The sequence below is a fragment of the Bradyrhizobium sp. USDA 3262 genome, from assembly GCF_054060035.1.
Genome location: NZ_JBSSCT010000001.1, coordinates 8,520,975 through 8,541,700, shown reverse-complemented (window position 1 = coordinate 8,541,700; position 20,726 = coordinate 8,520,975). Strand labels below are relative to the sequence as shown.

At 65.1% G+C, this 20,726-nt stretch carries 19 protein-coding genes and 2 pseudogenes; 11 read left to right on the top strand and 10 right to left on the bottom strand.

Translation table 11 applies throughout. From position 1 onward, the window contains the following. Nucleotides 1–14 precede the first annotated feature (14 nt). Nucleotides 15–1,730 (bottom strand): sulfatase-like hydrolase/transferase, encoded by a 1,716-nt coding sequence (locus ACVWYP_RS40440; RefSeq protein ID WP_439711120.1) that lies wholly within the window; start codon nucleotides 1,728–1,730, stop codon nucleotides 15–17. Continuing rightward, nucleotides 1,727–2,094: pseudogene (locus ACVWYP_RS40435) on the bottom strand (formylglycine-generating enzyme family protein); the annotation flags it as partial. The gene ACVWYP_RS40440 and the pseudogene ACVWYP_RS40435, both read right to left, overlap by 4 nt. Nucleotides 2,095–2,555: 461 nt before the next feature. Between ACVWYP_RS40435 and ACVWYP_RS40430 the strand changes: the two are divergent. Continuing rightward, on the top strand, nucleotides 2,556–3,647 hold the full coding sequence (locus ACVWYP_RS40430; RefSeq protein WP_304497171.1) for a SphA family protein: 1,092 nt from the start codon (nucleotides 2,556–2,558) through the stop codon (nucleotides 3,645–3,647). Between the two features lie 156 nt (nucleotides 3,648–3,803). On the opposite strand, the gene ACVWYP_RS40425 is transcribed toward ACVWYP_RS40430, so the two are convergent. Then, nucleotides 3,804–4,478, bottom strand: a complete 675-nt coding sequence (locus tag ACVWYP_RS40425; protein WP_304497170.1) for an HAD family hydrolase — start codon at nucleotides 4,476–4,478, stop codon at nucleotides 3,804–3,806. 351 nt (nucleotides 4,479–4,829) lie between these two features. On the opposite strand from ACVWYP_RS40425, the gene ACVWYP_RS40420 reads away from it, so the two are divergent. After that, nucleotides 4,830–6,407: a DUF1800 family protein gene (locus ACVWYP_RS40420; protein WP_456684290.1), complete on the top strand. Its 1,578-nt coding sequence runs from the start codon at nucleotides 4,830–4,832 to the stop codon at nucleotides 6,405–6,407. Further along, a pseudogene (locus ACVWYP_RS40415) lies at nucleotides 6,404–7,634 on the top strand (DUF1501 domain-containing protein). Before ACVWYP_RS40420 ends, ACVWYP_RS40415 begins: the two are co-directional and overlap by 4 nt. A 166-nt stretch (nucleotides 7,635–7,800) precedes the next feature. Here ACVWYP_RS40415 and ACVWYP_RS40410 read toward each other — a convergent pair. The 3 genes from ACVWYP_RS40410 to ACVWYP_RS40400 form a co-directional block, all read right to left on the bottom strand. Then, nucleotides 7,801–8,742: an aldo/keto reductase gene (locus ACVWYP_RS40410; RefSeq protein WP_304497167.1), complete on the bottom strand. Its 942-nt coding sequence runs from the start codon at nucleotides 8,740–8,742 to the stop codon at nucleotides 7,801–7,803. A gap of 287 nt (nucleotides 8,743–9,029) precedes the next feature. After that, the gene (locus ACVWYP_RS40405; protein ID WP_026193354.1) at nucleotides 9,030–9,491 is read right to left on the bottom strand and encodes a GNAT family N-acetyltransferase; all 462 of its coding nucleotides are present in this window, start codon (nucleotides 9,489–9,491) and stop codon (nucleotides 9,030–9,032) included. 103 nt (nucleotides 9,492–9,594) lie between these two features. Continuing rightward, nucleotides 9,595–10,410 carry a PAS domain-containing protein gene (locus ACVWYP_RS40400; RefSeq protein ID WP_304497166.1) on the bottom strand — a complete coding sequence of 272 codons (816 nt, stop codon included), beginning with the start codon at nucleotides 10,408–10,410 and terminating at the stop codon, nucleotides 9,595–9,597. 212 nt (nucleotides 10,411–10,622) lie between these two features. Between ACVWYP_RS40400 and ACVWYP_RS40395 the strand changes: the two genes are divergently transcribed. Continuing rightward, nucleotides 10,623–10,976: a DMT family protein gene (locus ACVWYP_RS40395; RefSeq protein ID WP_028336063.1), complete on the top strand. Its 354-nt coding sequence runs from the start codon at nucleotides 10,623–10,625 to the stop codon at nucleotides 10,974–10,976. Nucleotides 10,977–10,998: 22 nt separating this feature from the next. Here ACVWYP_RS40395 and ACVWYP_RS40390 read toward each other — a convergent pair whose 3' ends face one another. From ACVWYP_RS40390 to ACVWYP_RS40380, 3 genes are all read right to left on the bottom strand, one after another. Next, nucleotides 10,999–11,154: a hypothetical protein gene (locus tag ACVWYP_RS40390; RefSeq protein WP_162832398.1), complete on the bottom strand. Its 156-nt coding sequence runs from the start codon at nucleotides 11,152–11,154 to the stop codon at nucleotides 10,999–11,001. 61 nt (nucleotides 11,155–11,215) lie between these two features. Then, the gene (locus ACVWYP_RS40385; protein WP_168859259.1) at nucleotides 11,216–11,392 is read right to left on the bottom strand and encodes a hypothetical protein; all 177 of its coding nucleotides are present in this window, start codon (nucleotides 11,390–11,392) and stop codon (nucleotides 11,216–11,218) included. A 180-nt stretch (nucleotides 11,393–11,572) separates the two neighbouring features. Further along, entirely contained in the window at nucleotides 11,573–12,226 is a 654-nt protein-coding gene (locus tag ACVWYP_RS40380; RefSeq protein WP_028336064.1) for a glutathione S-transferase family protein, read from the bottom strand. 626 nt (nucleotides 12,227–12,852) lie between these two features. Between ACVWYP_RS40380 and ACVWYP_RS40375 the strand changes: the two genes are divergently transcribed. From ACVWYP_RS40375 to ACVWYP_RS40365, 3 genes are all read left to right on the top strand, one after another. Continuing rightward, complete coding sequence (locus ACVWYP_RS40375; RefSeq protein WP_028340563.1) at nucleotides 12,853–14,055, top strand: pyridoxal phosphate-dependent aminotransferase; 1,203 nt, start codon at nucleotides 12,853–12,855, stop codon at nucleotides 14,053–14,055. Nucleotides 14,056–14,298: 243 nt separating this feature from the next. Further along, entirely contained in the window at nucleotides 14,299–14,820 is a 522-nt protein-coding gene (locus ACVWYP_RS40370; protein WP_028340562.1) for a DUF992 domain-containing protein, read from the top strand. A gap of 256 nt (nucleotides 14,821–15,076) precedes the next feature. Continuing rightward, nucleotides 15,077–15,559 carry a DUF992 domain-containing protein gene (locus ACVWYP_RS40365; protein WP_028336066.1) on the top strand — a complete coding sequence of 161 codons (483 nt, stop codon included), beginning with the start codon at nucleotides 15,077–15,079 and terminating at the stop codon, nucleotides 15,557–15,559. On the opposite strand, the gene ACVWYP_RS40360 is transcribed toward ACVWYP_RS40365, so the two are convergent. Continuing rightward, the gene (locus tag ACVWYP_RS40360) at nucleotides 15,556–16,488 is read right to left on the bottom strand and encodes an alpha/beta fold hydrolase (RefSeq protein ID WP_304497165.1); all 933 of its coding nucleotides are present in this window, start codon (nucleotides 16,486–16,488) and stop codon (nucleotides 15,556–15,558) included. The genes ACVWYP_RS40365 and ACVWYP_RS40360 overlap by 4 nt on opposite strands. Before the next feature lie 124 nt (nucleotides 16,489–16,612). Here ACVWYP_RS40360 and ACVWYP_RS40355 point away from each other — a divergent pair, with 124 nt between their 5' ends. From ACVWYP_RS40355 to ACVWYP_RS40340, 4 genes are all read left to right on the top strand, one after another. After that, a complete protein-coding gene (locus ACVWYP_RS40355) occupies nucleotides 16,613–17,374 on the top strand; it encodes a LysR substrate-binding domain-containing protein (RefSeq protein WP_456684289.1) in 762 nt (253 codons plus the stop codon). Next, a complete protein-coding gene (locus ACVWYP_RS40350; RefSeq protein ID WP_456684288.1) occupies nucleotides 17,332–17,670 on the top strand; it encodes a LysR family substrate-binding domain-containing protein in 339 nt (112 codons plus the stop codon). Before ACVWYP_RS40355 ends, ACVWYP_RS40350 begins: the two co-directional genes overlap by 43 nt. Before the next feature lie 159 nt (nucleotides 17,671–17,829). Next, nucleotides 17,830–19,878 carry an elongation factor G gene (locus ACVWYP_RS40345; RefSeq protein ID WP_304497163.1) on the top strand — a complete coding sequence of 683 codons (2,049 nt, stop codon included), beginning with the start codon at nucleotides 17,830–17,832 and terminating at the stop codon, nucleotides 19,876–19,878. Nucleotides 19,879–20,077: 199 nt separating this feature from the next. Beyond that, nucleotides 20,078–20,719 carry a YoaK family protein gene (locus tag ACVWYP_RS40340; protein WP_304497162.1) on the top strand — a complete coding sequence of 214 codons (642 nt, stop codon included), beginning with the start codon at nucleotides 20,078–20,080 and terminating at the stop codon, nucleotides 20,717–20,719. Nucleotides 20,720–20,726: the final 7 nt, after the last annotated feature.

The window sequence follows — 20,726 nt, the reverse complement described above, 5'->3', positions numbered from 1 at the left end:
CACGATTATGAATCTCACTTTGCCATTGCCGTCCTGGCGGCCTCGATTTTCGCCTTCACGGAATCGAGGTTGAAGCTCGCGCCCTTCTGCATCGGCGGAAACTCGACCGCGGTCATGGCCAGCTTCTCGACCTCCTGCTGAACGAACACGAAGCGCCAGAACTCATATTTGAACCAGTCGAAGTATTGTTGCGCGCCGTATTTGGTCCCGCTATCAGGCCAGCCCGTTCGCTCGAACGGATCCAGGCGAAGGTTGGTCAGGTAGGGCACGTCAACCTTGCTTTTTTCGCCCAGCCAGCCCCCGGGCTGGTCGATGAAACGATACTTGTAGTCGTCGATGCGCACAGCCCCGAGCTCGCTCTCACCGAAGTACCAGATTTCGTGCCGGTTCGACGGCCCCTTGCCGGTAATCATGTCCATCTGATTATAACCGTCCAGATGGCACTTGTAGGTACGGTCCCCGATGTGCTTCCCCTTCTTCAGTTCCTCGACAATGTTCGGGTTGCCGGCAGCCGCCAGCAAGGTCGGGAACCAGTCCAGCCCGGAGATGATGCCGTTCTCGACCTTGCCGGCCGGCACCTTGCCCGGCCAGCGGATCATCGCCGGCGCGCGGAAGCCGCCTTCCATGACCGTACCTTTGCTTTGAGCGAAGGGGGTCTGACCGCCATCCGGCCAGGTGAAGACCTCGGTGCCGTTGTCAGTGGTGAAGATGACAATGGTGTTGTCATCCACGCCCATGTCCTTGAGTTTTTGCATGACGATGCCGACATCGTCGTCGAGCTGCGCCATACCGGCTTCATGAATCGACCAGCCGTTCTTGGAGTTGCGCATCGCCTGGTACTTCGGCGACAAATGCGTGACGATGTGCATGCGGGTCGGATTGAGCCACAAGAAGAACGGCTTGTTATCTGCTTTAGCCTTTTCAATGAAACTCAACGCAAAGTCTCGGATTTCATCGTCCACGGTTTCCATCCGCTTGGGATAGAGCGTTCCGGCGTCCTCAATTCTTTGCTTGCCGACCTTGCCCCAGCGGGGATCCACGGTGGTGTCGTCCACATTGGTCGCCCACGAATGGATCATGTTGCGCGGGCCGACTTTGTTCAACAGCTCCTGCGGATAAGCGGGGTGGGCCGGATCTTCCATCGCGTCGAGGTGATACAAATAGCCGAAGAACTCGTCGAAGCCGTGCACTGTCGGCAGAAACTCGTTCTTGTCGCCAAGGTGGTTCTTGCCGAATTGGCCGGTGGCATAGCCCATGCCTTTCAGCGCGGTGGCAACGGTCACGGCCTCCGCCGGCAAGCCTGTGGGAGCGCCGGCCTGACCGACCGTTGTCATGCCGGTGCGGATCGGTAGTTCGCCGGTGATGAAGTTGGCGCGGCCTGCGGTGCAGCTCGCCTCGGCATAATAATCGGTAAACAGCATGCCTTCTGCGGCGATCTTGTCGAGGTTCGGCGTCCGGCCGGCCATCATGCCACGATGGTAAGCACCGATATTCCAGATGCCGATATCGTCCCCCATGATGACGACGATATTGGGCCGCTGTCCGGCCGGCGCGGGCACCGGGGCCGGCGTTGGTTGCTGCGCTTGCGCGAAGCTTGTCGCACCGACGGCAGAGAGTGCTGAAGCGGCGACGAGCGAACTACCGCTCAACAAGAGATCGCGGCGTTTCAATCCTGCACTGATCGGCTCTGTACTCATCTCAGGCTTTTCTGGAATCGTGTCTTTACTCATGACGTGATCCTCTTCCTGGTGATGCACCTGAAGCCGACATGGCTTGCTGAGGTGTCGATCGGCTCGGCATGACGCGTGGCCGGACGATAGCGGCGGCAATGGCTAGGGGAGCAAAGATGCGAGCCGCCTTAAGCACCTTGCGCGGAATCCTGAGGTTCGGTTGACGAGAGTCGTAGCTCCCGATCTCGGACCGGCCGCGAGGATCTTGCGGGATGCAGCAGGCTTTCGGTGCGTCTGCGTCGTGCTTCTGGTGAATGCCAATCGCTCGTCCATTCCCAGACGCTGCCGATTCACGAGGGCCGTAGCCATTGACCGGGAATGCGGTGGCGCGCGAGGTGCGTTCGAAGCCATCAGCCGCCAGATTGGGTACGCCTGCCGCAACGCCAACCTCGTGCATGAGCTACTCGCAGTGAACGAGTTTCAAAGTTACGAGCGTCGCCGGAGCATGAACCTCGCGGCAGCTTTCCAGCTCGCCGGTTGCTTCGGGAGGATTTAACGCTTTGGTCAGTCAAAAGACGATCGAGTATCTGAAGTGCGAGACCGACGACGCAGCATCTGCGAACGAGACAAGATGCTTTCAACACCGCATCCTTCTTGTATTGATCTAGATCAATCGAGCCAGGTCGCCTCTTCCTTGTCGAGAGCCCCTAACGACTATGCAAAAAGTGCCAAGGCTGTGGCGTCATGAACACAGCCTTTCAATAAAGGATCGGCTGAACGCAAATATGCCGATTTCGCATGGACCAACGGCGGCGTCGGCTTATTCTTTCCGAGCTTCTACCCCGCCGGAGCGACGGTGGGATCGCGAGAGTCGGGGGATCGGCGATGGGGTACCTTGGACCGGGTTTGGGACGCAGATTTTTTTCGCAGTGGCATTTGAGTGTTGGAGCGCTTGCCGCACTGCTGGCGCTGTCCACCCAAGCGGCTCGCGCCGACGAAAACGGCATCAGCTTTTGGTTACCCGGATTTTTTGGCAGCCTCGCGGCTGTTCCTCAGCAGGCGCCGGGCTGGTCGGTGACCTCGGTTTATTATCACACCTCTGTTTCCGCCGGCGGCGACGTGGCGCGGTCGCGCGAAATCACGCTTGGTCGCTTTCCCGCGAATCTGACGGCCACCGTGAACGCGAACGTCAATGCGAATGTGAATCTTGGCCTTGTGGCCGGGACTTATACTTTTGCGACACCCGTGCTGGGCGGTCAGGCCTCTGCCAGCTTGCTGGCGACCTACGGCTCCAACTCCACGTCGCTGGCGGGATCGCTCGTTGGGACATTGACGGGACCGGGCGGCGCCACGTTCCCCTTCTCCCGGTTTGACAGCATCGACAGCTCGCTCATTGCATTCGGCGACCTGATCCCGCAGTTCGCGCTACGCTGGAATGCAGGTGTCAACAATTACATGACGTACGTTACCGCCGACCTCCCGGCCGGCGCCTACCAGTCGGGCCGCCTTGCGAATCTGGGGCTTGGGCACTGGGCAATCGATGCGGGCGGCGGCTACACCTATTTCGATCCAAAGACCGGGCATGAATTTTCGACGGTGCTGGGATTCACCTACAACTTCGTCAACCCCTCCACCCAATATCAAAGCGGCGTCGACATGCACCTCGACTGGGGCGCATCGCAATTCCTGACCAAGCAGTGGCAGGTCGGCCTCGTCGGTTACCTCTATCAGCAACTCGGTTGCGACAGCGGCTCCGGCGATCGTGTCGGCTGCTTCCGGTCGCGCGTGGCGGGCGTCGGCCCGCAGGTCGGCTACATTTTCCCGGTCGGAGACATGCAGGGATATCTGAACCTGAAGGGCTACGGCGAATTCGCCAATGAAAATCGGCCAGCAGGCTGGAACGTCTGGCTGACGTTCAATCTTCAGCCCGCGGCGCCAACGCCGCCGACATCCACAAGGCCCAGATTCACGAAATAGCAGCGCCGGTCACGCTGCCACCGGGGCCTTGCTGAAGGCTCAATCTGGCGCGGCGGTAGCAACTCAATCAGCCAATGGACACTCCGCGAGCGTGCGGACAACATGTCCGGGCATATGCGGGACGATGGATTGCGTCGCTGACGCTCGCAATGACGATCAGAGCGCGCCGCGCTCGCGCAACAACGCCAGCACCGCGTTGAGGTCCGGCAGTACGGCCGCGCATTTTGCACGGGTCTCATCGGTCGGCGGCGCCATGTCCGGCACCATCAGCGTGATCGCGCCGGCGGCGTGGGCGGCAGCGACGCCGTGATTGGAATCCTCCACGGCGATGCAGGACGCCGGCGTCACGCCGAGCCGCGCGGCTGCCCTGAGATAGAGCTCCGGATCCGGCTTGCCCTGCGCGACATCGTCAAGCGTCAGCAACGTGTCGAAGCGCGCGCGGATGCCGGCGAGGGTGAGGTTGCGTTCGGCCGAACGGCGCGACGACGAGGTGACGATCGCCATCGGGCGTTCCGCGGCGGCGATGGCGTCGAGCAGATCGAGCGTGCCTGATTTGAGCGGCAGGCCCGACCGCATCATCCGATCGCGATGGTCGAGGAAGGCGAGGTTGACTGCCTCCAGCGGAAACGCCGCGCCGTAGTGATCGCGCAGCATCGCTTCGCAGGCCGGGCCGGGAAGCCCGACCATGGAGTGGCACAGCGCAACGGCGTCGTCGGTGTAGCCGTATGCATTCAGCGCCGCGACCAGGCTGTCGAAATAGACCTTCTCGGTGTCGAGCAGCGTGCCGTCCATGTCGAGCAGGACGGCGTCGACGGTCCAGCGTGCGTTCACGTGGCGCTCACCGCTGCTTGCTGTTCCGCGAGCTTGCGCAAGCATGCGGGGCACAGGCAGTCGCCGCCGTCGCTCGGCATCGGCAGGCGAAAACGCTCATCGGAGCACCAGCATGCGCCCGTGAGCGAACAGGAAAATTCGCTGCCGCATGCCGTGCAGGCAAGCCGGCGCGGAGATCCTGGTTGGGAACGATCGTTTGACGAGAGGTCCATTCTAACCGCGATTTAATGCGCGAATTAATCTCGGGTTCATCCCGGACCGCGCTATGATGCCGTGCGACAGATATAGCCGGGATAGGCGGCCAAGGAAATCGTCAAGGAAATCGCCCGGGAATTCGTCGAGGAAATTTTGATGGCCCGTGATTCGCAAGCCGCGCTGGTTGCCCTCAACCGGTTTGGATTCGGCGCCCGCGGCGGGGCGGCCGGCGACTTCATCAACGCGGCCTCCGATCCTCGCGGTTTCGTGCTGGCGGAACTGGCGCGTCCGAACGGCGCGCTGCTCGAAGTGCCGGGCCTGCTCTCGACACCCGAACTCGGCAAGCAGGTGTTCGACTATCAGTTCGAGATCCAGCAGGCGCGCAACGCCGCGAAGGCCGCGCAGCAAGGCGCGAGCGAAACTCCGCCGCAAGGACCGGACGCCAAGCCACAGCCGCGGCGCAACCTGTCGTTGTCCTCCGCCGCGAAGGAGATCGCCGGGAAGGATTCGGCGATGCAGGCGCCTGACAACGCCAATGCGGCGATGACGCCGTCGGCTCCGATGCAGCCTCCGACGATGCAGCCGCAGGCCGGTCCCCCCAAGCCGCCGGCGCAACCGCTCAACATCATCCAGAAGACGTTCCGCGCCGAGGCGCTGGCGCGCCTGCAACGCGGCGTGGTCGCCGATTGCGGCTTTGTCGAGCGGCTCGTGGTGTTCTGGTCCAATCACTTCTGCATCTCCGCCAACAAGGGCGCGCTGGCGCGGATGTGGGCCGGCTCGTTCGAGCGCGAGGCGATCCGTCCTCATGTGCTCGGCCGCTTCGGCGACATGCTGAAGGCCGTCGAACAGCATCCGGCGATGCTGTTCTTTCTCGACAACCAGCAATCGCTCGGCCCGGAGTCGCGCGCCGGCATCAACCGCAATCGCGGCCTGAACGAGAACCTCGCGCGCGAGATCATGGAGCTGCATACGCTCGGCGTCGGCGGCGGCTACACCCAGGACGACGTCACGGCGCTGGCGCGCGTCATCACCGGCTGGACCTTTGCCGGCCGCCGTGGCCAACTCGGCACGCCCGGCAGCTTCGTGTTCAATGCCAATGCGCATCAGCCCGGACCGCAGCAGGTGCTCGGCAAGACCTACGCGCAGGCCGGCGTTGCGCAGGGCGAGGCGGTGCTGTCGGACATCGCGCGGCATCCCTCGACCGCAAAATTCATCGCCACCAAGTTCGCGCGCCACTTCGTCGCCGACGATCCGCCGCCGGCGCTGGTGGCGAGGCTGCAGGATACGTTCACGAAAACAGACGGCGATCTCAGGGCGCTGGCCACCGCGCTGGTTCAGTCCAGCGAGGCCTGGCAGCCGCCAATGACAAAGATGCGTTCGCCTTACGAATTCCTGGTCGCATCCGGCCGCCTGCTGGCGCGCAATCCCGAAGATCCGGGCCGCTATCTCAACGGCCTCAATGTGCTCGGCCAGCCCTTGTGGTCGCCGGCCGGGCCGAACGGATTTCCGGACACCGCCGCGGCCTGGGCGGCACCTGAAGGCGTCAAGCTCAGGCTCGACATTTCGGCGCAAGTCGCTTCCCAGCTCGCCGACCGGTTCGACCCGCGCGACCTGCTCGAGCTCATTGCCGCCGATGCAGCCTCGCCCGAGACACGGCGCACCATCGAGCGTGCGGAATCGCGGCAGCAGGCGTTGGCGCTGCTGTTGATGTCGCCCGAGTTCCAGAGGAGATGACGATGGAATGCTCCGAGAGCCTGATGCTGCAGGCGACGTCGCGGCGCGCGCTGCTGCTCGGCGGCGCCTCGCTTGCGGCCTGGGCGTATTTGCCGAAGTTCGCGCGCGCCGCCGATGGCCGCGATCCGCGCTTCGTCACCATCATCCTGCGCGGCGCGCTCGACGGCCTTGCCACGGTCGCCCCGGTTGGCGACCCTGATTTATGCCGGCCTGCATGGCGCGATCGCGCTGCGCCCCGATGGCCCGAACGCGGCGGTGATGCTCGATCCGTTCTTCGGCCTACATCCGGCGATGCCGGAATTTTCGCGGATGTATCGCGCCAAGCAGGCTGCGGTGGTTCATGCAGTGGCGACCTCCTATCGCGATCGGTCGCATTTCGACGGCCAGGATGTGCTGGAGAGCGGCTTCCCCGGTCCGGGCCGCGTGCAGTCCGGCTGGCTCAACCGCGCGCTGGAGGCGCTGCCGAAAGGCGAGCGGGTGACAAGCGCGCTCGCGGTCGGCCCGACCACGCCGCTGGTGCTGCGCGGCGCGGCGCCGACCGTCGGCTGGGCCCCGACCGCTCTGCCGCAAGCCGCTGACGACACCGCGATGCGGCTGCTCGATCTCTATCAGCACCGCGATCCGGCGCTGGCGAGTGCGCTGACGCAAGGCTTGCAGCTCGAGAAGCAGGCGCAGGGCGACGAAATGAAGCCGAAGCCCGGGGCGGGCGGCGTGGCGGCGATGCGCCTCGTGGCGCGCGGCGCCGCGAAATTGATGGCGGCCGATGACGGCCCGCGGATCGGCGCGCTCGCCTTCGACGGCTGGGATACCCATGCCAATGAAGGCGGGCCGGTCGGCCGCCTCGCGCAGCTGCTCGGCGGCCTCGACGGCGCGCTGGCGGAATTCCAGAGCGGCCTCGGCGCGCGCTGGCGCGACACCGTGATCGTGGTCGCGACCGAGTTCGGCCGCACCGCGCGCATCAACGGCACCGAGGGCACCGACCACGGCACCGGCACCATCGCACTGCTCGCCGGCGGCGCGGTGAATGGCGGCCGCATGATCACCGACTGGCCGGGCCTCAAGCCCGCCAATCTGTACCAGGCCCGCGACCTCGCCCCGACCACCGACCTGCGCGCCGTGATCAAGGGCGTGCTGCACGACCAGTTCGGCCTCGGCGAACGCGTGCTGGCTGATGCCGTGTTTCCGGACAGCGCCCCGGTAAAGCCGATGAAGGGGCTGGTGGTGTAAGCGCTAGCTCCAACCACAACGTCGTCCCGGCGAAGGCCGGGACCCGTTACCACCGAACTCGATTGCTGGAAAACGGTGGAGCCACAGCACGCCATAACCACGCGCATTAGTGGTTATGGGTCCCGGCCTGCGCCGGGACGACGCTGTGGTTACACGACCGCAGTGTCTACCCCTTCGTGATCCCATCGATCTCCGTCATCTCCTCCACGCTCAGCTTCCAGCTGATCGCCTTGACGTTCTGCTCGATCTGCTCGGGGCGGGTGGCGCCGGCGATGACGCTTGCGACTTGCGGGCGGGCGGCGAGCCAGGAGAAGGCGAGCTCGAGCAGGGTGTGGCCGCGCTGCCTGGCAAACGCCTCTAGCTTCTCGACGATGTTCTCGTTGCGCGGCGTGACGTAGCGATCCTTCAGGGCCGGCGCCTTGGCGAAGCGGGTATCGGCGGGTGCAGCGGCGCCGCGCTGGTACTTGCCGGTCAACAGGCCGCTGGCGAGCGGGAAGAACGGCAGCAGGCCGAGATTGTATTGCTGCGCCGCCGGCAGCAGGTCCTTTTCGATGTCGCGCACCAGGAGGCTGTATTCGTCCTGGCAGGACACGAAGCGGTTCACGTTCATCTGGCGCGCGACGTACTCGGCTTCGGCGATCCGCCAGGCCGGGAAGTTGGAGTTGCCGATGTAGCGCACCTTGCCCTGGCGCACGAGATCGTCGAGCGCGCGCAGCGTCTCGTCGATCGGGGTGAGCGGATCGTAGTCGTGCTGCTGGTAGAGATCGATGTAGTCGGTCTTTAGGCGGGTGAGGCTCGCTTCGACCGCCGACATGATGTAGCGCCGCGAGGCGCCCTGTTTGGTGCCGTCGGTCGCCATCGGCTTGGAGAATTTGGTGGCGAGCACGATGTCCTTACGGCGGTCGCCCAGCACGCTGCCGAGCACGGTCTCCGAGCCGCCCATGCCGGCATAGATGTCGGCGGTGTCGAAGAGCGTGATGCCGAGATCGATCGCCTTGTGGATCACCTTGCGCGAGGTTTCGAGGTCGGTGCGCTGGCCGAAATTGTTGCAGCCGAGGCCGACCGCGGACACGCGCAGCCCGGAGCCGCCGAGATTACGAATTTCCATGAGACAATCCTGTGGGATAGGCTAGGGGTGCTGCGCATTGTGACAAGCACGCCAGGGCCCGGCAAGGTGCCGTCCTACCGCCGATCGCGCATGGCAAAGTCGCAAAAATGGCGATGTCGCAAAATGAGATGTCGCAAAAAAAGCGGTCCCGGTCAGACGCGGCGACTGACGGGGACCGCTCGGCGAAGATCTGAGACGGGGGGCCTGATCTGCGCGAGCGGAAGCCTAGCCGGGCTTTGTAACGCGCCGGTGACACCTCTGTTCAATCCACAGGCGCGGATGCGGGCTCAGACAATCTTGCGATAGATGACGAAGCCGGGCTTGTCCGCGACCTTGTCATAAAGCTGCATCGCGGTGTGGTTGGTCTCATGCGTCTGCCAGTAGACGCGCGGCGAACCCACGAGCCTGGCCTGCGTGTAGACGCCGTTGATCAACGCGCGGCCAACGCCTTTGCCGCGCGCGGCTTCGCTGGTGAACAGATCCTGCAAATAGCAGGTCGGCGCGATCGCCGTGGTCGAGCGGTGAAACAGATAATGCGTCAGCCCGAGCAATCTGCCGCCGGCGTCGGCGACCAGCGCGTGCACCGGCTCATAGGCATCGAAGAAACGCTCCCACGTCATCGCGGTGATCTCGGGCGCGAGTGCGGTCGGCCCGGATCGCTCATAGAAGGCATTGTAGCCGTCCCACAGAGGAAGCCACTGGGCGTAGTCGTCGCGCGTGACGAAGCGGATGGTGACGTCGTCGGCCATGGAGATTCCTGGATGATCCTGCGGTTGCGGGCGATGCCTCCGCACCGCTCGCAAGATTCTACCGTCGCTGTTTCGCAGGATCAATTGCGGACGAGGTCGCGCCTCACTCGGCGGCGCGCAGCAGTCGCGCCAGATGGCGCTCGCGCCCGGCGCGCTGCGCCCGATACTCATCGGCCTTCGCGGGATCGTCGGTGTGCCGCACCAGGTCGGTGACCGGCGTGTAGCTCAGCATGCGGCCGCCGTCCGGCAGCGCGGTGCAGCTGAAGCGCAGCACCTGACCGTCGGCGAGGTTGAGATTGATCGGCGTGGAGTCGCCGGCGCGCATCATTGCGATGCGCTCGGCGATGAACGCGCTCAGCTCGTCTTCCGGCAGTTCATAGGCGCCGGTGTCGCGGCCGTGATACATCAGTGCGACGAAGGGCGGCTTGCTCTCGGCCTGCGCATCCGACAGCGCGAAATAGTCGCGGAAGGCGCGGTTGATGAACTCGGCGCGGGTGTCGGCGTCGAGCAGCACGATGCCGATGTCGACCTGATCGAGCGCAGCGGCGAGCCGCGCCGAGGTCGCGTGATGCTGCTGGTCGGCGGCAAAGGCGTCGATCCATTTCTGCCGCAGCATTCCGGTGATCACGGCGGTGCCGGCCGCGGTCGCCGCCAGCATCAGCATCCGCACGACGTCGGCTGTGTCGTAACCGGGCAGCGCGCGATGATCGAGGAAGAACAGCGCCGAGGCGGCCACCGCGATCGCGGCGGAGATCAGGCCGGAGGTGATGCCGCTGATCGAGCTCGCAAGCGCCACGATGCAGACGAACAGCGGCGCGGGATTGGGGACGGCGACAACGAGGCGATCGATCAGGAAGGCGGCGGATGCCGTGATCGCCGTCAGGGCCGGACCTGAAATGGCACGCCAGTCGAACCGCATGCGCGTTCTCGCTGTCTGTCAAACGAACGATAGAGCCGCAGTTTGACGACAGGGCCGCAACGGCGCCGGCATTTCCGTGACGACCGTTAAGCGGGCGTTGCGGGGGCCGAACCAGCTTTCGCTGCTTTCAAATCAAATGATATGCAGATCGGCGCGGAACCCGGTTCCGTGCCTGCGGGTTACCGCGTGCTTTGCTTGCAAGAGGACAATCGATGCCCGCCATTTCGCCTTCGCTTTTGCCGATCCTGATGCTGTTCGCCTCGAACGTCTTCATGACCTTCGCCTGGTACGGCCATCTCAAGTTCAAGGATCATTCGCTCCCCATCGTCATCCTGGTGAGCTGGGGCATCGCCTTCTTCGAATACTGGCTGGCGGTGCCGGCCAATCGCTGGGGCAGCGCGGTCTACTCGGCGGCGCAGCTCAAGACCATGCAGGAGGTGATCACGCTGGTCGTGTTCGCCGCCTTCTCGGTGTTGTACCTGAAGGAGCCGCTGGGCTGGAATCACGCGCTCGGATTTGCGTTCATCGCGGCCGGCGCGTTTCTCATCTTCCACAAATGGGGCTAGCGCATTTGCGTTCGAGAAGGCGCTAGTGGTGCGGGGCCGGCTTGGCGGCAGGCGTCGTGACATGCGCGGGGCGCGCGTGGTCTTCGCCTTGCGTGCCGGTCACGATCAGGAGCGATGCCGCCAGCAGGATCGCCGCCGACAGCGTCACGGTCACAAGTCCGACGGGGGTCTTCATCATGTCGCGCCGCTGTCTCTCCCGCGCCTTGCCGCGGATCAGGTGCCAACCGGAAATTGCTTGATTACGCCGGGATCGCCGTTGCCATGGTGATGTTGCTCGACAGCACGGTCACGGCAACGACCAGGCACAGCGTCAGCGCGCCAAGCGCGAGCGACGCTGCGATCGCGTTCGTCAGCCGGGATGATGCCACCGGGGCAGGGCGGCCATCGAAGCCTGCCGTGCCGGACCACCGTTTCATGGTCTAAATCCCTCAGGCCGCGAGCGAATCACTCGCGACATCCGCGCGAATCTGCCGGTTGTCACCGGCAACATTGCGGCGGCGGCGCCGTCCAAAAATGGCTAAAATGCGGCGGCGGCGCGGGTTTTGCCCGTTATTTGGGCGGTTTCCCCGTTATTCCCTGGATTCACACCCAGCCGTTCAGACGCCGGCCGCGAGGCGAGGCTCAGGCTCGGCCTCGGTACCGGGCTGCCAGTCCATCGAGACAAACCCGGGGGTCTGCTCGACCCGTTTCAGCCAGGCGCGGATCGACGGAAACGTCGCCAGGTCGAAGTCGCAGCGGTCGGCGACGTGGGTGTAGCCGTAGAGCGCGATGTCGGCGACGGTGAGCTGTCCGGCGGCGAAATAGGTGTGTTCCTTGAGGTGATTTTCCATCACCTGCAGCGCCGCATAGCCGCGCTCCATCCAGTCCTCCAGCGCGTGCGTCTGCAGGTCGCGTCCGCCCTTGACCAGCGACAGCCAGAAATAGGCGGCGCCGATGTTCGGCTCCAGCGCGTGCTGCTCGAAGAACATCCACTGCAGCGCCTCGGCGCGCTCGATCCGCGACTCCGGCGCCAGCGGTGTGCCGATCGCGACGTACCAGAGGATGGCATTGGACTCGGCGAGATGGCGGCCTTCGGCGACCTCGAGCAGCGGCACCTGGCCGCTCGGATTCTTGGCCAGGAATTCCGGGGTGCGGCTCTCGCCGCGCAGGATGTCGATCTCGATCGCCTCGTACGGCGTGTTCAGCACGGCAAGCGCCAGCCGGACCTTGTAGCTGTTGCCGGAGCGCTGCATCGAATAGAGCTTGTACATTGCGTCGGTGTTCACTCGGGTCAGGGAGACGGTACGCTCGAATTGCGCGGCCTGTCACACCGCAACGCCGCTAAACAATGATGCCGACGGGGGTGCGTCGCAAGCCCTGCAGTGTGGAAAAAGTCGAAACGTCTACCGCACTGCACGCGTGCAGAACGATTCCATCAACACGGCAGAACAACTCGGATCACGCCTGCGCGACGCTCTGCGCGGTGCCGGTCGATGGCAAGGTTGATACCAAGGTCGCGACCATGGCCGGCGCGCTGCAACCCACAAACCTTAACGCGGCATCCTTGGCGGCATGACGCGCCGGTCTGCGTTGACGGCCCGCCGTTAGCGCTGTCAGGCGGGTGCCGCGCGGCATTGTCCTCGGAGCAATCCGCGCTGGCGCATGCCGCCGAAGGCCCTGCCGGCAAGGCCGGAGCTATGGTCACCGGCCTTGCCGGATATGAGTCATCCGGCGCCGGAACTTGCGGAAAATTGCGCGCGCGGCGAGCCATGCGCGAAAGTTTTCGTGCTTTACCGCCAAGCTTCTTGCGGTGCAGCGGCGACAGGCCTAGGGTGCTGCGATCCCATTCAAATCAAGTCGTGGCCCAACGGCTCACGACGTTTGCCAGGAGATGATAATGGCCTTCCTGTCCGCTGCGCTCGACCGTGTGAAGCCGTCCGCGACGATCGCGGTCACGGACAAAGCACGCGCGCTGAAAGCCGCGGGCCGCAACGTCATCGGCCTCGGCGCCGGCGAGCCTGACTTCGATACGCCCGCCAACATCAAGCTGGCGGCGATCCACGCGATCGAGGCCGGCAAGACCAAGTACACCGATGTCGGCGGCATTCCGGAGCTCAAGGAAGCCATCATCAACAAGTTCGCGCGCGAGAACGGCCTGACCTACAAGCCGAACCAGGTCATCGTCGGCACCGGCGGCAAGCAGGTGCTCTACAACGCGCTGATGGCGACCATCAATCCGGGCGATGAGGTGATCATCCCGGCGCCGTACTGGGTCAGCTATCCCGAGATGGTGGCGCTCGCCGGCGGCGAGTCGGTGCCGGTGGTTTGCCCGGCCTCGACCGGCTTCAAGCTGCGTCCGGAAGATCTCGAGAAGGCGATCACGCCGAAGACCAAGTGGGTGATCCTGTGCTCGCCCTCGAACCCGACCGGCTCGGCCTATACGAAGAGCGAGCTCAAGGCGATCACCGACGTGCTGGTCAAGCATCCGCATGTCTGGGTGATGACCGACGACATGTACGAGCACCTCGTCTATGACGACTTCGTCTTCACCACGGCGGCGCAGGTCGAGCCGAGCCTGTATGATCGCACGCTGACCGTGAACGGCGTGTCGAAGGCCTACTGCATGACCGGCTGGCGCATCGGCTATGCCGGCGGCCCGGCGCAGCTGATCAAGGCGATGGCGACGATCCAGTCGCAGTCGACCTCGAACCCGTCGTCGATCGCGCAGTGGGCGTCGGTCGAGGCGCTCAACGGTCCGCAGGACTTCATCGCCGCGAACAACAAGGTGTTCAAGGAGCGTCGCGACCTCGTGGTGTCGATGCTCAACCAGGCGAGCGGCATCGAGTGCCCGCGGCCGGAAGGCGCGTTCTACGTCTATCCGTCCTGCGCCGGCACGATCGGCAAGAAGGCGCCGTCGGGCAAGCTGATCGACAACGACGAGGCATTCGTCACCGAATTGCTCGAGAGCGAAGGCGTCGCCGTGGTGCAGGGATCGGCATTCGGGCTCGGACCCGCGTTCCGCATCTCCTACGCCACCAAGACCTCCGATCTCGAGGATGCCTGCAAGCGCATCCAGCGCTTCTGCGGTAATCTGCGGTAGTTCGATCCGAACCTGAAAAACGCTCCCGCACCTGGTGCGGGAGCGTTTTTGTTTGTGCGCTGAAATCGCGCCGGTAGATTCGACGAGTCAAATCACATCCTGCTCACCTCACGCGCGTGTGTGCGAACATCGATGCCACACGCGGGAAGTTTTTACGGCGTCTTTGCGCACTGCCTTGTTTTGGACACGAGCCTTCCTTCCTGTCCGCCGCGCAAATTCAGTTCACCTTGCGGAGACAGTTCAATGCGACTTTCGACCCTCACCCTTGCAGCGCTTGCGTTGCTGGCGCCGTTCGCCACCGCCAACGCGGCGCCTCAGGTTCAAGCCGGGGTCCTGCAATGCCAGGGCGGCGAGAATGTCGGCTTCGTTGTCGGCTCTGTCGCGCGCCTCGAATGCGTGTTCCAGAGCGGCGGCCGTCGGCCCGAGCCCTATGTTGCGACCGTGAAGCGGATCGGCGTTGATCTCGGCGTCACCGCGACGACCCAGCTCGCCTGGGCCGTGAGCGCGCCGACCACGCAGCTCCCGCGCGGTGCGCTGGCCGGCAGCTACGGCGGCGTCGGCGTCAACGCCTCGGTCGGCCTCGGTGCCGGCGGTAACTTCCTGTTCGGCGGCCCGAACAACGCCTATGCGCTGCAGCCGGTCAGCGTGCAGGGCCAGACCGGCCTCAACGTTGCGGCCGGCATCGCCGGCATCGATCTCGAGCCGGTCCGCTACAACGGTCCGCGCCGGCATCACCGTCACCACCGTCATCATCACCACCACTAAGTTGTTGGTGTCTCATCAAGAGGCCCGCGAAAGCGGGCCTCTTTTTTGTTGTCTGTTGTTTGCTGTCCGTTGCTCGACCACATCGGCAGGCCGGGAGGAACATAGCAGCGTCGCAACATCTCCTGACAATCGGTGACCGGGCACCGCAAATTCTGGCTGGACATACGGTGTTGTGGCATAGGATGCGGACGGCGCCGCAGACACGGCGCCGTTCTGTTCTCTGCTCGCGTCATGCCTCTCAGCTGGAGACTCCGCCATGCGTCGCTTCACTCTCCTCGCCGGTGCTGCCATTGCCACGCTGACCGCAATCGTCGGCGCCAGCGCCCAACAGCCGATCCAGCGCGTGCAGGTCGGCGTCTTGGAATGCCGCGGTGGCGCGAGCGTCGGCTTCATCGTCGGTTCCGTGACCCATCTCGGTTGCGTGCTGCGCGCCAATGGTCTGCCTGAGGATCGCTACATCGCGACCATCCAGAAGGTCGGCATCGATCTCGGCATCACCCAGGAATCGGCGCTGGCCTGGGGCGTCTACGCACCGGTGGAGCGGCTCGGGCCGGGTGCGCTCTCCGGCAACTATGCCGGCGCGCAGGGCAGCGCGACGCTCGGTGTCGGCGTCGGCGGCAACGTGCTGGTCGGCGGCTCCGACAACACGATCGCCCTGCAGCCGCTCAGCGTGCAGGGCCAGGTCGGCATCAACATCGCCGCCGGCCTCGAGAGCCTGGAGCTGCGTCCGGGCCGCTAACGCGCGCCCTTGCGGTTGATCAGCTTGCCGAAGAAGCCGCTCGCTTCTTCGGCAACGATCGTGGGCGCCTCGGCGTGAACGTAATGCCCGGTCTCGACGAACCTGATCGAAGGTTCGCTCCAATAGTCTCCCAACCTGTCCGACCATTCGGGCGCGATCAACGGATCGCGACGGCCCCAGAGAAAGCGCGAGGGCACGTCGATGCGCGGCTGCGCCGGCAGCTTGCCTTCCAGCCAGCGCCGGCGATTGGGCGCGGACGAGAGATACCAGTCGAAGCCGCCCTGGATGTTGCCCGGCTTCATGAAGTTGTCGACATAGGCTTCCAGCAGCTCGCCGAACACGGCGGGATCGTCGCCCGACCAGTGGTCGAGGAAATGTCGGAAGTAGAGCCGGCATGACTCGCGCGAGCTTCCGACCAGTTGCGCGGCCCATGGCAGCTGCTGGAAGTATTGATACCAGACCTCGATCAGGTGGCCGGGCTGGCCGTAGCGGTGCCCGAGGCCCGGATAGGGCGTGCAGAGATAGAGCGTGCCGGTCAGCCGTTGCGGCTGTCGATGCGACATCGCCTGCATGACATAGGCGCCGAGATCGCCGCCGATTACGCCGAAGCGGTCATGGCCGAGCGCGTCCATGACGGCAAACATATCCAGCGCGTGGCGCTCCGCGGTTGCGGACGCATCGGGCCCCGGTGTCGGCTTGCCGGTGTCGCCGCAGCCGCGCAAGTCGGGCGCGATCAGTTCGAAGCTGTCGCCGAGGCGCAGCATCAGCGGGCGCCACACCAGCCAGAACTCCGGCCAGCCGTGAAGCAGGAGCAGCGGCGGCCCCTTGCCGAAGCGCGCGACGTTGACGCGCAGGCCGCCGATATCGATCTTCTGTTGTGTGATGCCTGCCGCGGCTGCATCCGCGAAGGCTTTTTCCAGCGCCGTCATGGAGACTCCCTGTGGTTTGCCGCAGGCTGTCCGCGTTCGCGCGTCCGGTCCAATACTCGTTCGATACGGTTGCAGAGCTATTGCGTATGACTGACGGCACCCGCCGCCGTGCTATACCGCCGGCATGGAATTGCGACACCTTAGATATTTCGTGGCGCTCGGCGAGGAATTGAACTTCACCCGCGCGGCCGAGCGACTGCACATCGCGCAACCGCCGCTGAGCCAGCAGATCCGTCAGCTCGAGGACGAGCTCGGCGTGACGTTGCTGCAGCGGAATAGCCGTCCTGTCAGGCTCCCCGAGGCGGGCGAGCTGTTGCTTGCGCGCGCCCGCGCGCTGCTCGCAAATTTCGAGACCGCGGTCGCGGACACGCGGCGCGTCGGGCGCGGCCAGGCCGGCAAGCTCGCGATCGGATTCGTCGGCTCCGCGATGTTCGCCGGTCTGCCCGATCTCATCGGCAGCTATCGCGACGCCTGTCCCGACGTCGAGCTCGTGCTCGACGAGATGCTGGCGGCCGAGATTGCCGAAGCGCTGCGACGACGCCGGATCGATGTCGGCTTCGCACGCCCGGCGCTATTGCCGGAGGCGGGACTTGCCCAGCGCCTGATCCTGGAGGAGCCCTATGTCGCGGCGTTGCCGCGCGCGCATCCGCTTGCCGAGAGGGACGACATTGCGCTTGCCGAATTGTCCGACGATGCCTTCGTGCTGTATCCGGCGCGACCGGAGCCGTCGGTCACCGGCCTGATCGTCGCCGCGTGCCAGGCCGCCGGCTTCACGCCGCGGCTCGCGCAGGAGGTGCTGCATCTGTCCCGATTGCGCTTGCCGAATTGTCCGACGATGCCTTCGTGCTGTATCCGGCGCGACCGGAGCCGTCGGTCACCGGCCTGATCGTCGCCGCGTGCCAGGCCGCCGGCTTCACGCCGCGGCTCGCGCAGGAGGTGCTGCATCTGCAAACCGCGATTGGCCTGATCGCCGCCGGCGTCGGTGTATCGCTCGTCCCGGAGGCCGCTGCAAGCGCGCAGACCGGTCGCGGCGTGGCGTATGTCCGCTTGGCCGCGCCGGCGGTGACGGCTCCGCTCACGATTGCGTGGCGCGATGAAGATGTCTCGCCCGCCGTGCAGCGTTTGCTCGACCTTGCGACGCGCTTGCGCGAGATTGCTCCGGGACTTGCGCGAAGGAACTGAGGCAGCGGCCGCAATTGTCCGGACGATGGCTCGGGATTGCAAACTTACGCGACGCCGCACCGCAGCGACGTTTTCCCGCTTGCCAAATGTCAAACGCAGGCAGAGCATAAACGGTCGCCGACCCAATCATGGGCCGAGCTCCAAAACGAGGAGGCGGCAATGGGACAAGACGTCAGAAGTCCCCGAGGTCCACGGTGCATCGCATTGGTGGGCCCTTTCCAAAGCGGTAAAACCACACTTCTGGAAGCGATCCTGGCGCGCACTGGCGCCATTAAGAATGCCGGCAGCGTCGATGCCGGAACCTCCGTCGGCGATGCCAGCCCCGAGGCGCGTCAGCACAAGATGGGCGTAGGCCTGACCGCCGCCACCACCACCTTTATGGGGGACAGCTACACCTTTATCGATTGTCCCGGCTCGGTCGAATTCGCGCACGACATGCGTGCAGCGTTGCCGGCGGTCGATGCCGCGGTCGTGGTCTGCGAAGCCGACGAGAAGAAACTGCCGCAGCTGCAGATCATCCTGCGCGAGCTCGAGGAGCTCGGAATTCCCCGTTTTCTATTCCTGAACAAGATCGACCGCGCCAACAAGCGCGTCCGCGAGACGCTTGCGACGCTGCAGCCAGCCTCGCGCGTGCCGCTGGTGCTGCGCCAGATCCCGATCTGGAACGGCGATCTGATCGAAGGCTTTGTCGATCTCGCGCTGGAGCGCGCGTTCGTCTATCGCGAGCACAAGCCGTCGGAGGTGATGGCGCTCGAGGGCGGCAATCTCGATCGCGAGAAGGAAGCGCGCTTCTCGATGCTTGAGAAGCTCGCCGATCATGACGACGCGCTGATGGAGCAATTGCTGGAGGATATCCAGCCGCCGCGCGATGCCGTGTTCGACGATCTCGCCCGCGAACTGCGCGAAGGCCTGATCTGTCCGGTGCTGCTCGGCGCTGCGAGCCGCGAGAACGGCGTGCTGCGCCTGATGAAAGCGCTGCGCCATGAGGCGCCCGGCGTTGCCGAGACCGCCAATCGGCTCGGCATCAAGGACCAAAAGGATGCGCTGGCCTACGTGTTCAAGACCGTGCACTTGCAGCACGGCGGCAAGCTGTCGCTGGCGCGCGTGCTTGCGGGCCGGCTCGACGACGGCATGACGCTGCAATCCTCAAGCGGCGAGAGCGGGCGCGTCTCCGGCATCCTCGCGGTCTCGGGCGCGCATGACAGCAAGCGGCCGCAGGCCGAGGCCGGCGACACTGTCGCGCTCGGCAAGCTCGATGCGATCAAGACCGGTGATACGGTCTCGAGCGGCAAGACGGCGCCGGCCTCGCTGGTCAAGGTCGAGCCGGCCGCGGCCGTGCTGTCGATCTCGATTGCCGCGACCGACCGCAAGGACGACGTCAAGCTCGGCCAGGCGCTGCTGCGGCTGAACGAGGAAGATCCCTCGCTGACGATGATCCAGAACCCGCGCACCCACGACACCGTGCTGTGGGGGCAGGGCGAGATGCATCTGCGCGTGGCGCAGGAACGGCTCAAGGACCGCTACGGCGTCAACGTCAAATCGCATCCGCCGGCGATCGGCTACCAGGAAACCATCCGCAAGGCCATTACCCAGCGCGGCCGGCACAAGAAGCAGTCCGGCGGCCACGGCCAGTTCGGCGACGTCGTGCTCGACATCAAGCCGAAGCCGCGTGGTTCCGGCTTCGAATTCCACGAGAAGGTGGTCGGCGGCGCGGTGCCGCGCAACTATATCGGCGCGGTGGAAGAGGGCGTCGTCGACGCGCTGGCGCGCGGCCCGCTCGGCTTTCCCGTGATCGACGTCGACGTCACGCTGACCGACGGCTCCTATCACAGCGTCGATTCCTCCGACCTTGCGTTCCGCACCGCGGCGCGGATCGGGGTCAGCGAGGGGTTGCCGCAGTGCCAGCCGGTGCTGCTGGAGCCGATCCATATGGTCGAGATCGTCTGTCCGAACGAAGCGACCGCCAAGATCAACGCGATCCTGTCGGCGCGCCGCGGCCAGATCCTCGGCTTCGACACCCGCGAGGGCTGGATCGGCTGGGATTGCGTCCGCGCCACGATGCCGGAATCCGAGATCGGCGACCTGATCGTCGAGCTGCGCTCCGCCACCGCCGGCGCCGGCACCTTCACCCGCCAGTTCGACCGCATGGCCGAAGTGACGGGCCGCGCCGCCGACCAGATCATCGCCGCGCATCGCGACGCGGCCTGATCCGATTGTCATTCCGGAGCGCTCGCGCCGGCGAGCGAATCCGGAATCTCGAGATTCCCCAATGCGCAATCGCGCATTGGGATTCGATGCTGTCGCATTGCCCCGTAATGACGGGGAGACTGCTTCGCTCCCTTCCTTCCCAAGCCGACTGCTTTCATGAACATTGTCGTTCTGAACACTTGGAGCGATTCCCACCGTCATGCTTGAATCCCGCCGTAACCTGGCGCTGGCCTGCGCACTCAGCGCGCTGGCCGGTTATGTCGACGGCATCGGCTATCTGCATCTCGGCGGGCTGTTCGTCTCCTTCATGAGCGGCAACTCGACGCGGCTCGGCGTGACGCTGGCCGAGGGGCATTGGCAGCACGCCCTGGAAGCGCTGGAGCTGATCGTGCTGTTCGTCGCCGGTGCCGCAGCCGGCAGCCTGATCGTGCTCAGCGCGCTGGCGCATCGCCAGCCCCTGCTCCTGCTCGTCGAGGCGTGGCTGTTGACGGCGGCGGCGGTGGCCTATGCCTATGGCCTGCCGAGCGCCGCGGTCGCCGCCATCGTGCTGGCGATGGGGCTCGAGAACGCCGTATTCCAGCTCGAAGGCGGCGCCGGGCTCGGCCTCACCTATGTCACCGGGGCGCTGGTGAAGGCCGGCCAGCTGATCGCCGCCGCGCTCACCGGCGGCGCGGGCTGGGCCTGGCTGCCGAACCTGCTGCTGTGGGCGGCGCTGGTCGCGGGCGCGCTCGCCGGGGCGCTGGCCTATGGCTGGATCAACCTCGCCGCGATCTGGTTCGCCGCAGCCGCCGCGTTCGCCCTCAGCGCGCTGGTTGCCGCATCCGCGAAGCGGATGGATTGACAGCGCG

Excerpts from the sequence above, each read along its gene's own strand:
- ACVWYP_RS40380 (WP_028336064.1), bottom strand. The coding sequence starts at position 12,226 with ATGTACAAGCTCTATTCGATGCAGCGCTCCGGCAACAGCTACAAGGTC.
- ACVWYP_RS40400 (WP_304497166.1), bottom strand. The coding sequence starts at position 10,410 with ATGCGGTTCGACTGGCGTGCCATTTCAGGTCCGGCCCTGACGGCGATC.
- ACVWYP_RS40430 (WP_304497171.1), top strand. The coding sequence starts at position 2,556 with ATGGGGTACCTTGGACCGGGTTTGGGACGCAGATTTTTTTCGCAGTGG.
- ACVWYP_RS40385 (WP_168859259.1), bottom strand. The coding sequence starts at position 11,392 with ATGAAACGGTGGTCCGGCACGGCAGGCTTCGATGGCCGCCCTGCCCCG.
- ACVWYP_RS40360 (WP_304497165.1), bottom strand. The coding sequence starts at position 16,488 with ATGACGGCGCTGGAAAAAGCCTTCGCGGATGCAGCCGCGGCAGGCATC.
- ACVWYP_RS40410 (WP_304497167.1), bottom strand. The coding sequence starts at position 8,742 with ATGGAAATTCGTAATCTCGGCGGCTCCGGGCTGCGCGTGTCCGCGGTC.
- ACVWYP_RS40375 (WP_028340563.1), top strand. The coding sequence starts at position 12,853 with ATGGCCTTCCTGTCCGCTGCGCTCGACCGTGTGAAGCCGTCCGCGACG.
- ACVWYP_RS40340 (WP_304497162.1), top strand. The coding sequence starts at position 20,078 with ATGCTTGAATCCCGCCGTAACCTGGCGCTGGCCTGCGCACTCAGCGCG.
- ACVWYP_RS40355 (WP_456684289.1), top strand. The coding sequence starts at position 16,613 with ATGGAATTGCGACACCTTAGATATTTCGTGGCGCTCGGCGAGGAATTG.
- ACVWYP_RS40395 (WP_028336063.1), top strand. The coding sequence starts at position 10,623 with ATGCCCGCCATTTCGCCTTCGCTTTTGCCGATCCTGATGCTGTTCGCC.
- ACVWYP_RS40420 (WP_456684290.1), top strand. The coding sequence starts at position 4,830 with ATGGCCCGTGATTCGCAAGCCGCGCTGGTTGCCCTCAACCGGTTTGGA.
- ACVWYP_RS40405 (WP_026193354.1), bottom strand. The coding sequence starts at position 9,491 with ATGGCCGACGACGTCACCATCCGCTTCGTCACGCGCGACGACTACGCC.
- ACVWYP_RS40390 (WP_162832398.1), bottom strand. The coding sequence starts at position 11,154 with ATGATGAAGACCCCCGTCGGACTTGTGACCGTGACGCTGTCGGCGGCG.
- ACVWYP_RS40370 (WP_028340562.1), top strand. The coding sequence starts at position 14,299 with ATGCGACTTTCGACCCTCACCCTTGCAGCGCTTGCGTTGCTGGCGCCG.
- ACVWYP_RS40345 (WP_304497163.1), top strand. The coding sequence starts at position 17,830 with ATGGGACAAGACGTCAGAAGTCCCCGAGGTCCACGGTGCATCGCATTG.
- ACVWYP_RS40440 (WP_439711120.1), bottom strand. The coding sequence starts at position 1,730 with ATGAGTAAAGACACGATTCCAGAAAAGCCTGAGATGAGTACAGAGCCG.
- ACVWYP_RS40365 (WP_028336066.1), top strand. The coding sequence starts at position 15,077 with ATGCGTCGCTTCACTCTCCTCGCCGGTGCTGCCATTGCCACGCTGACC.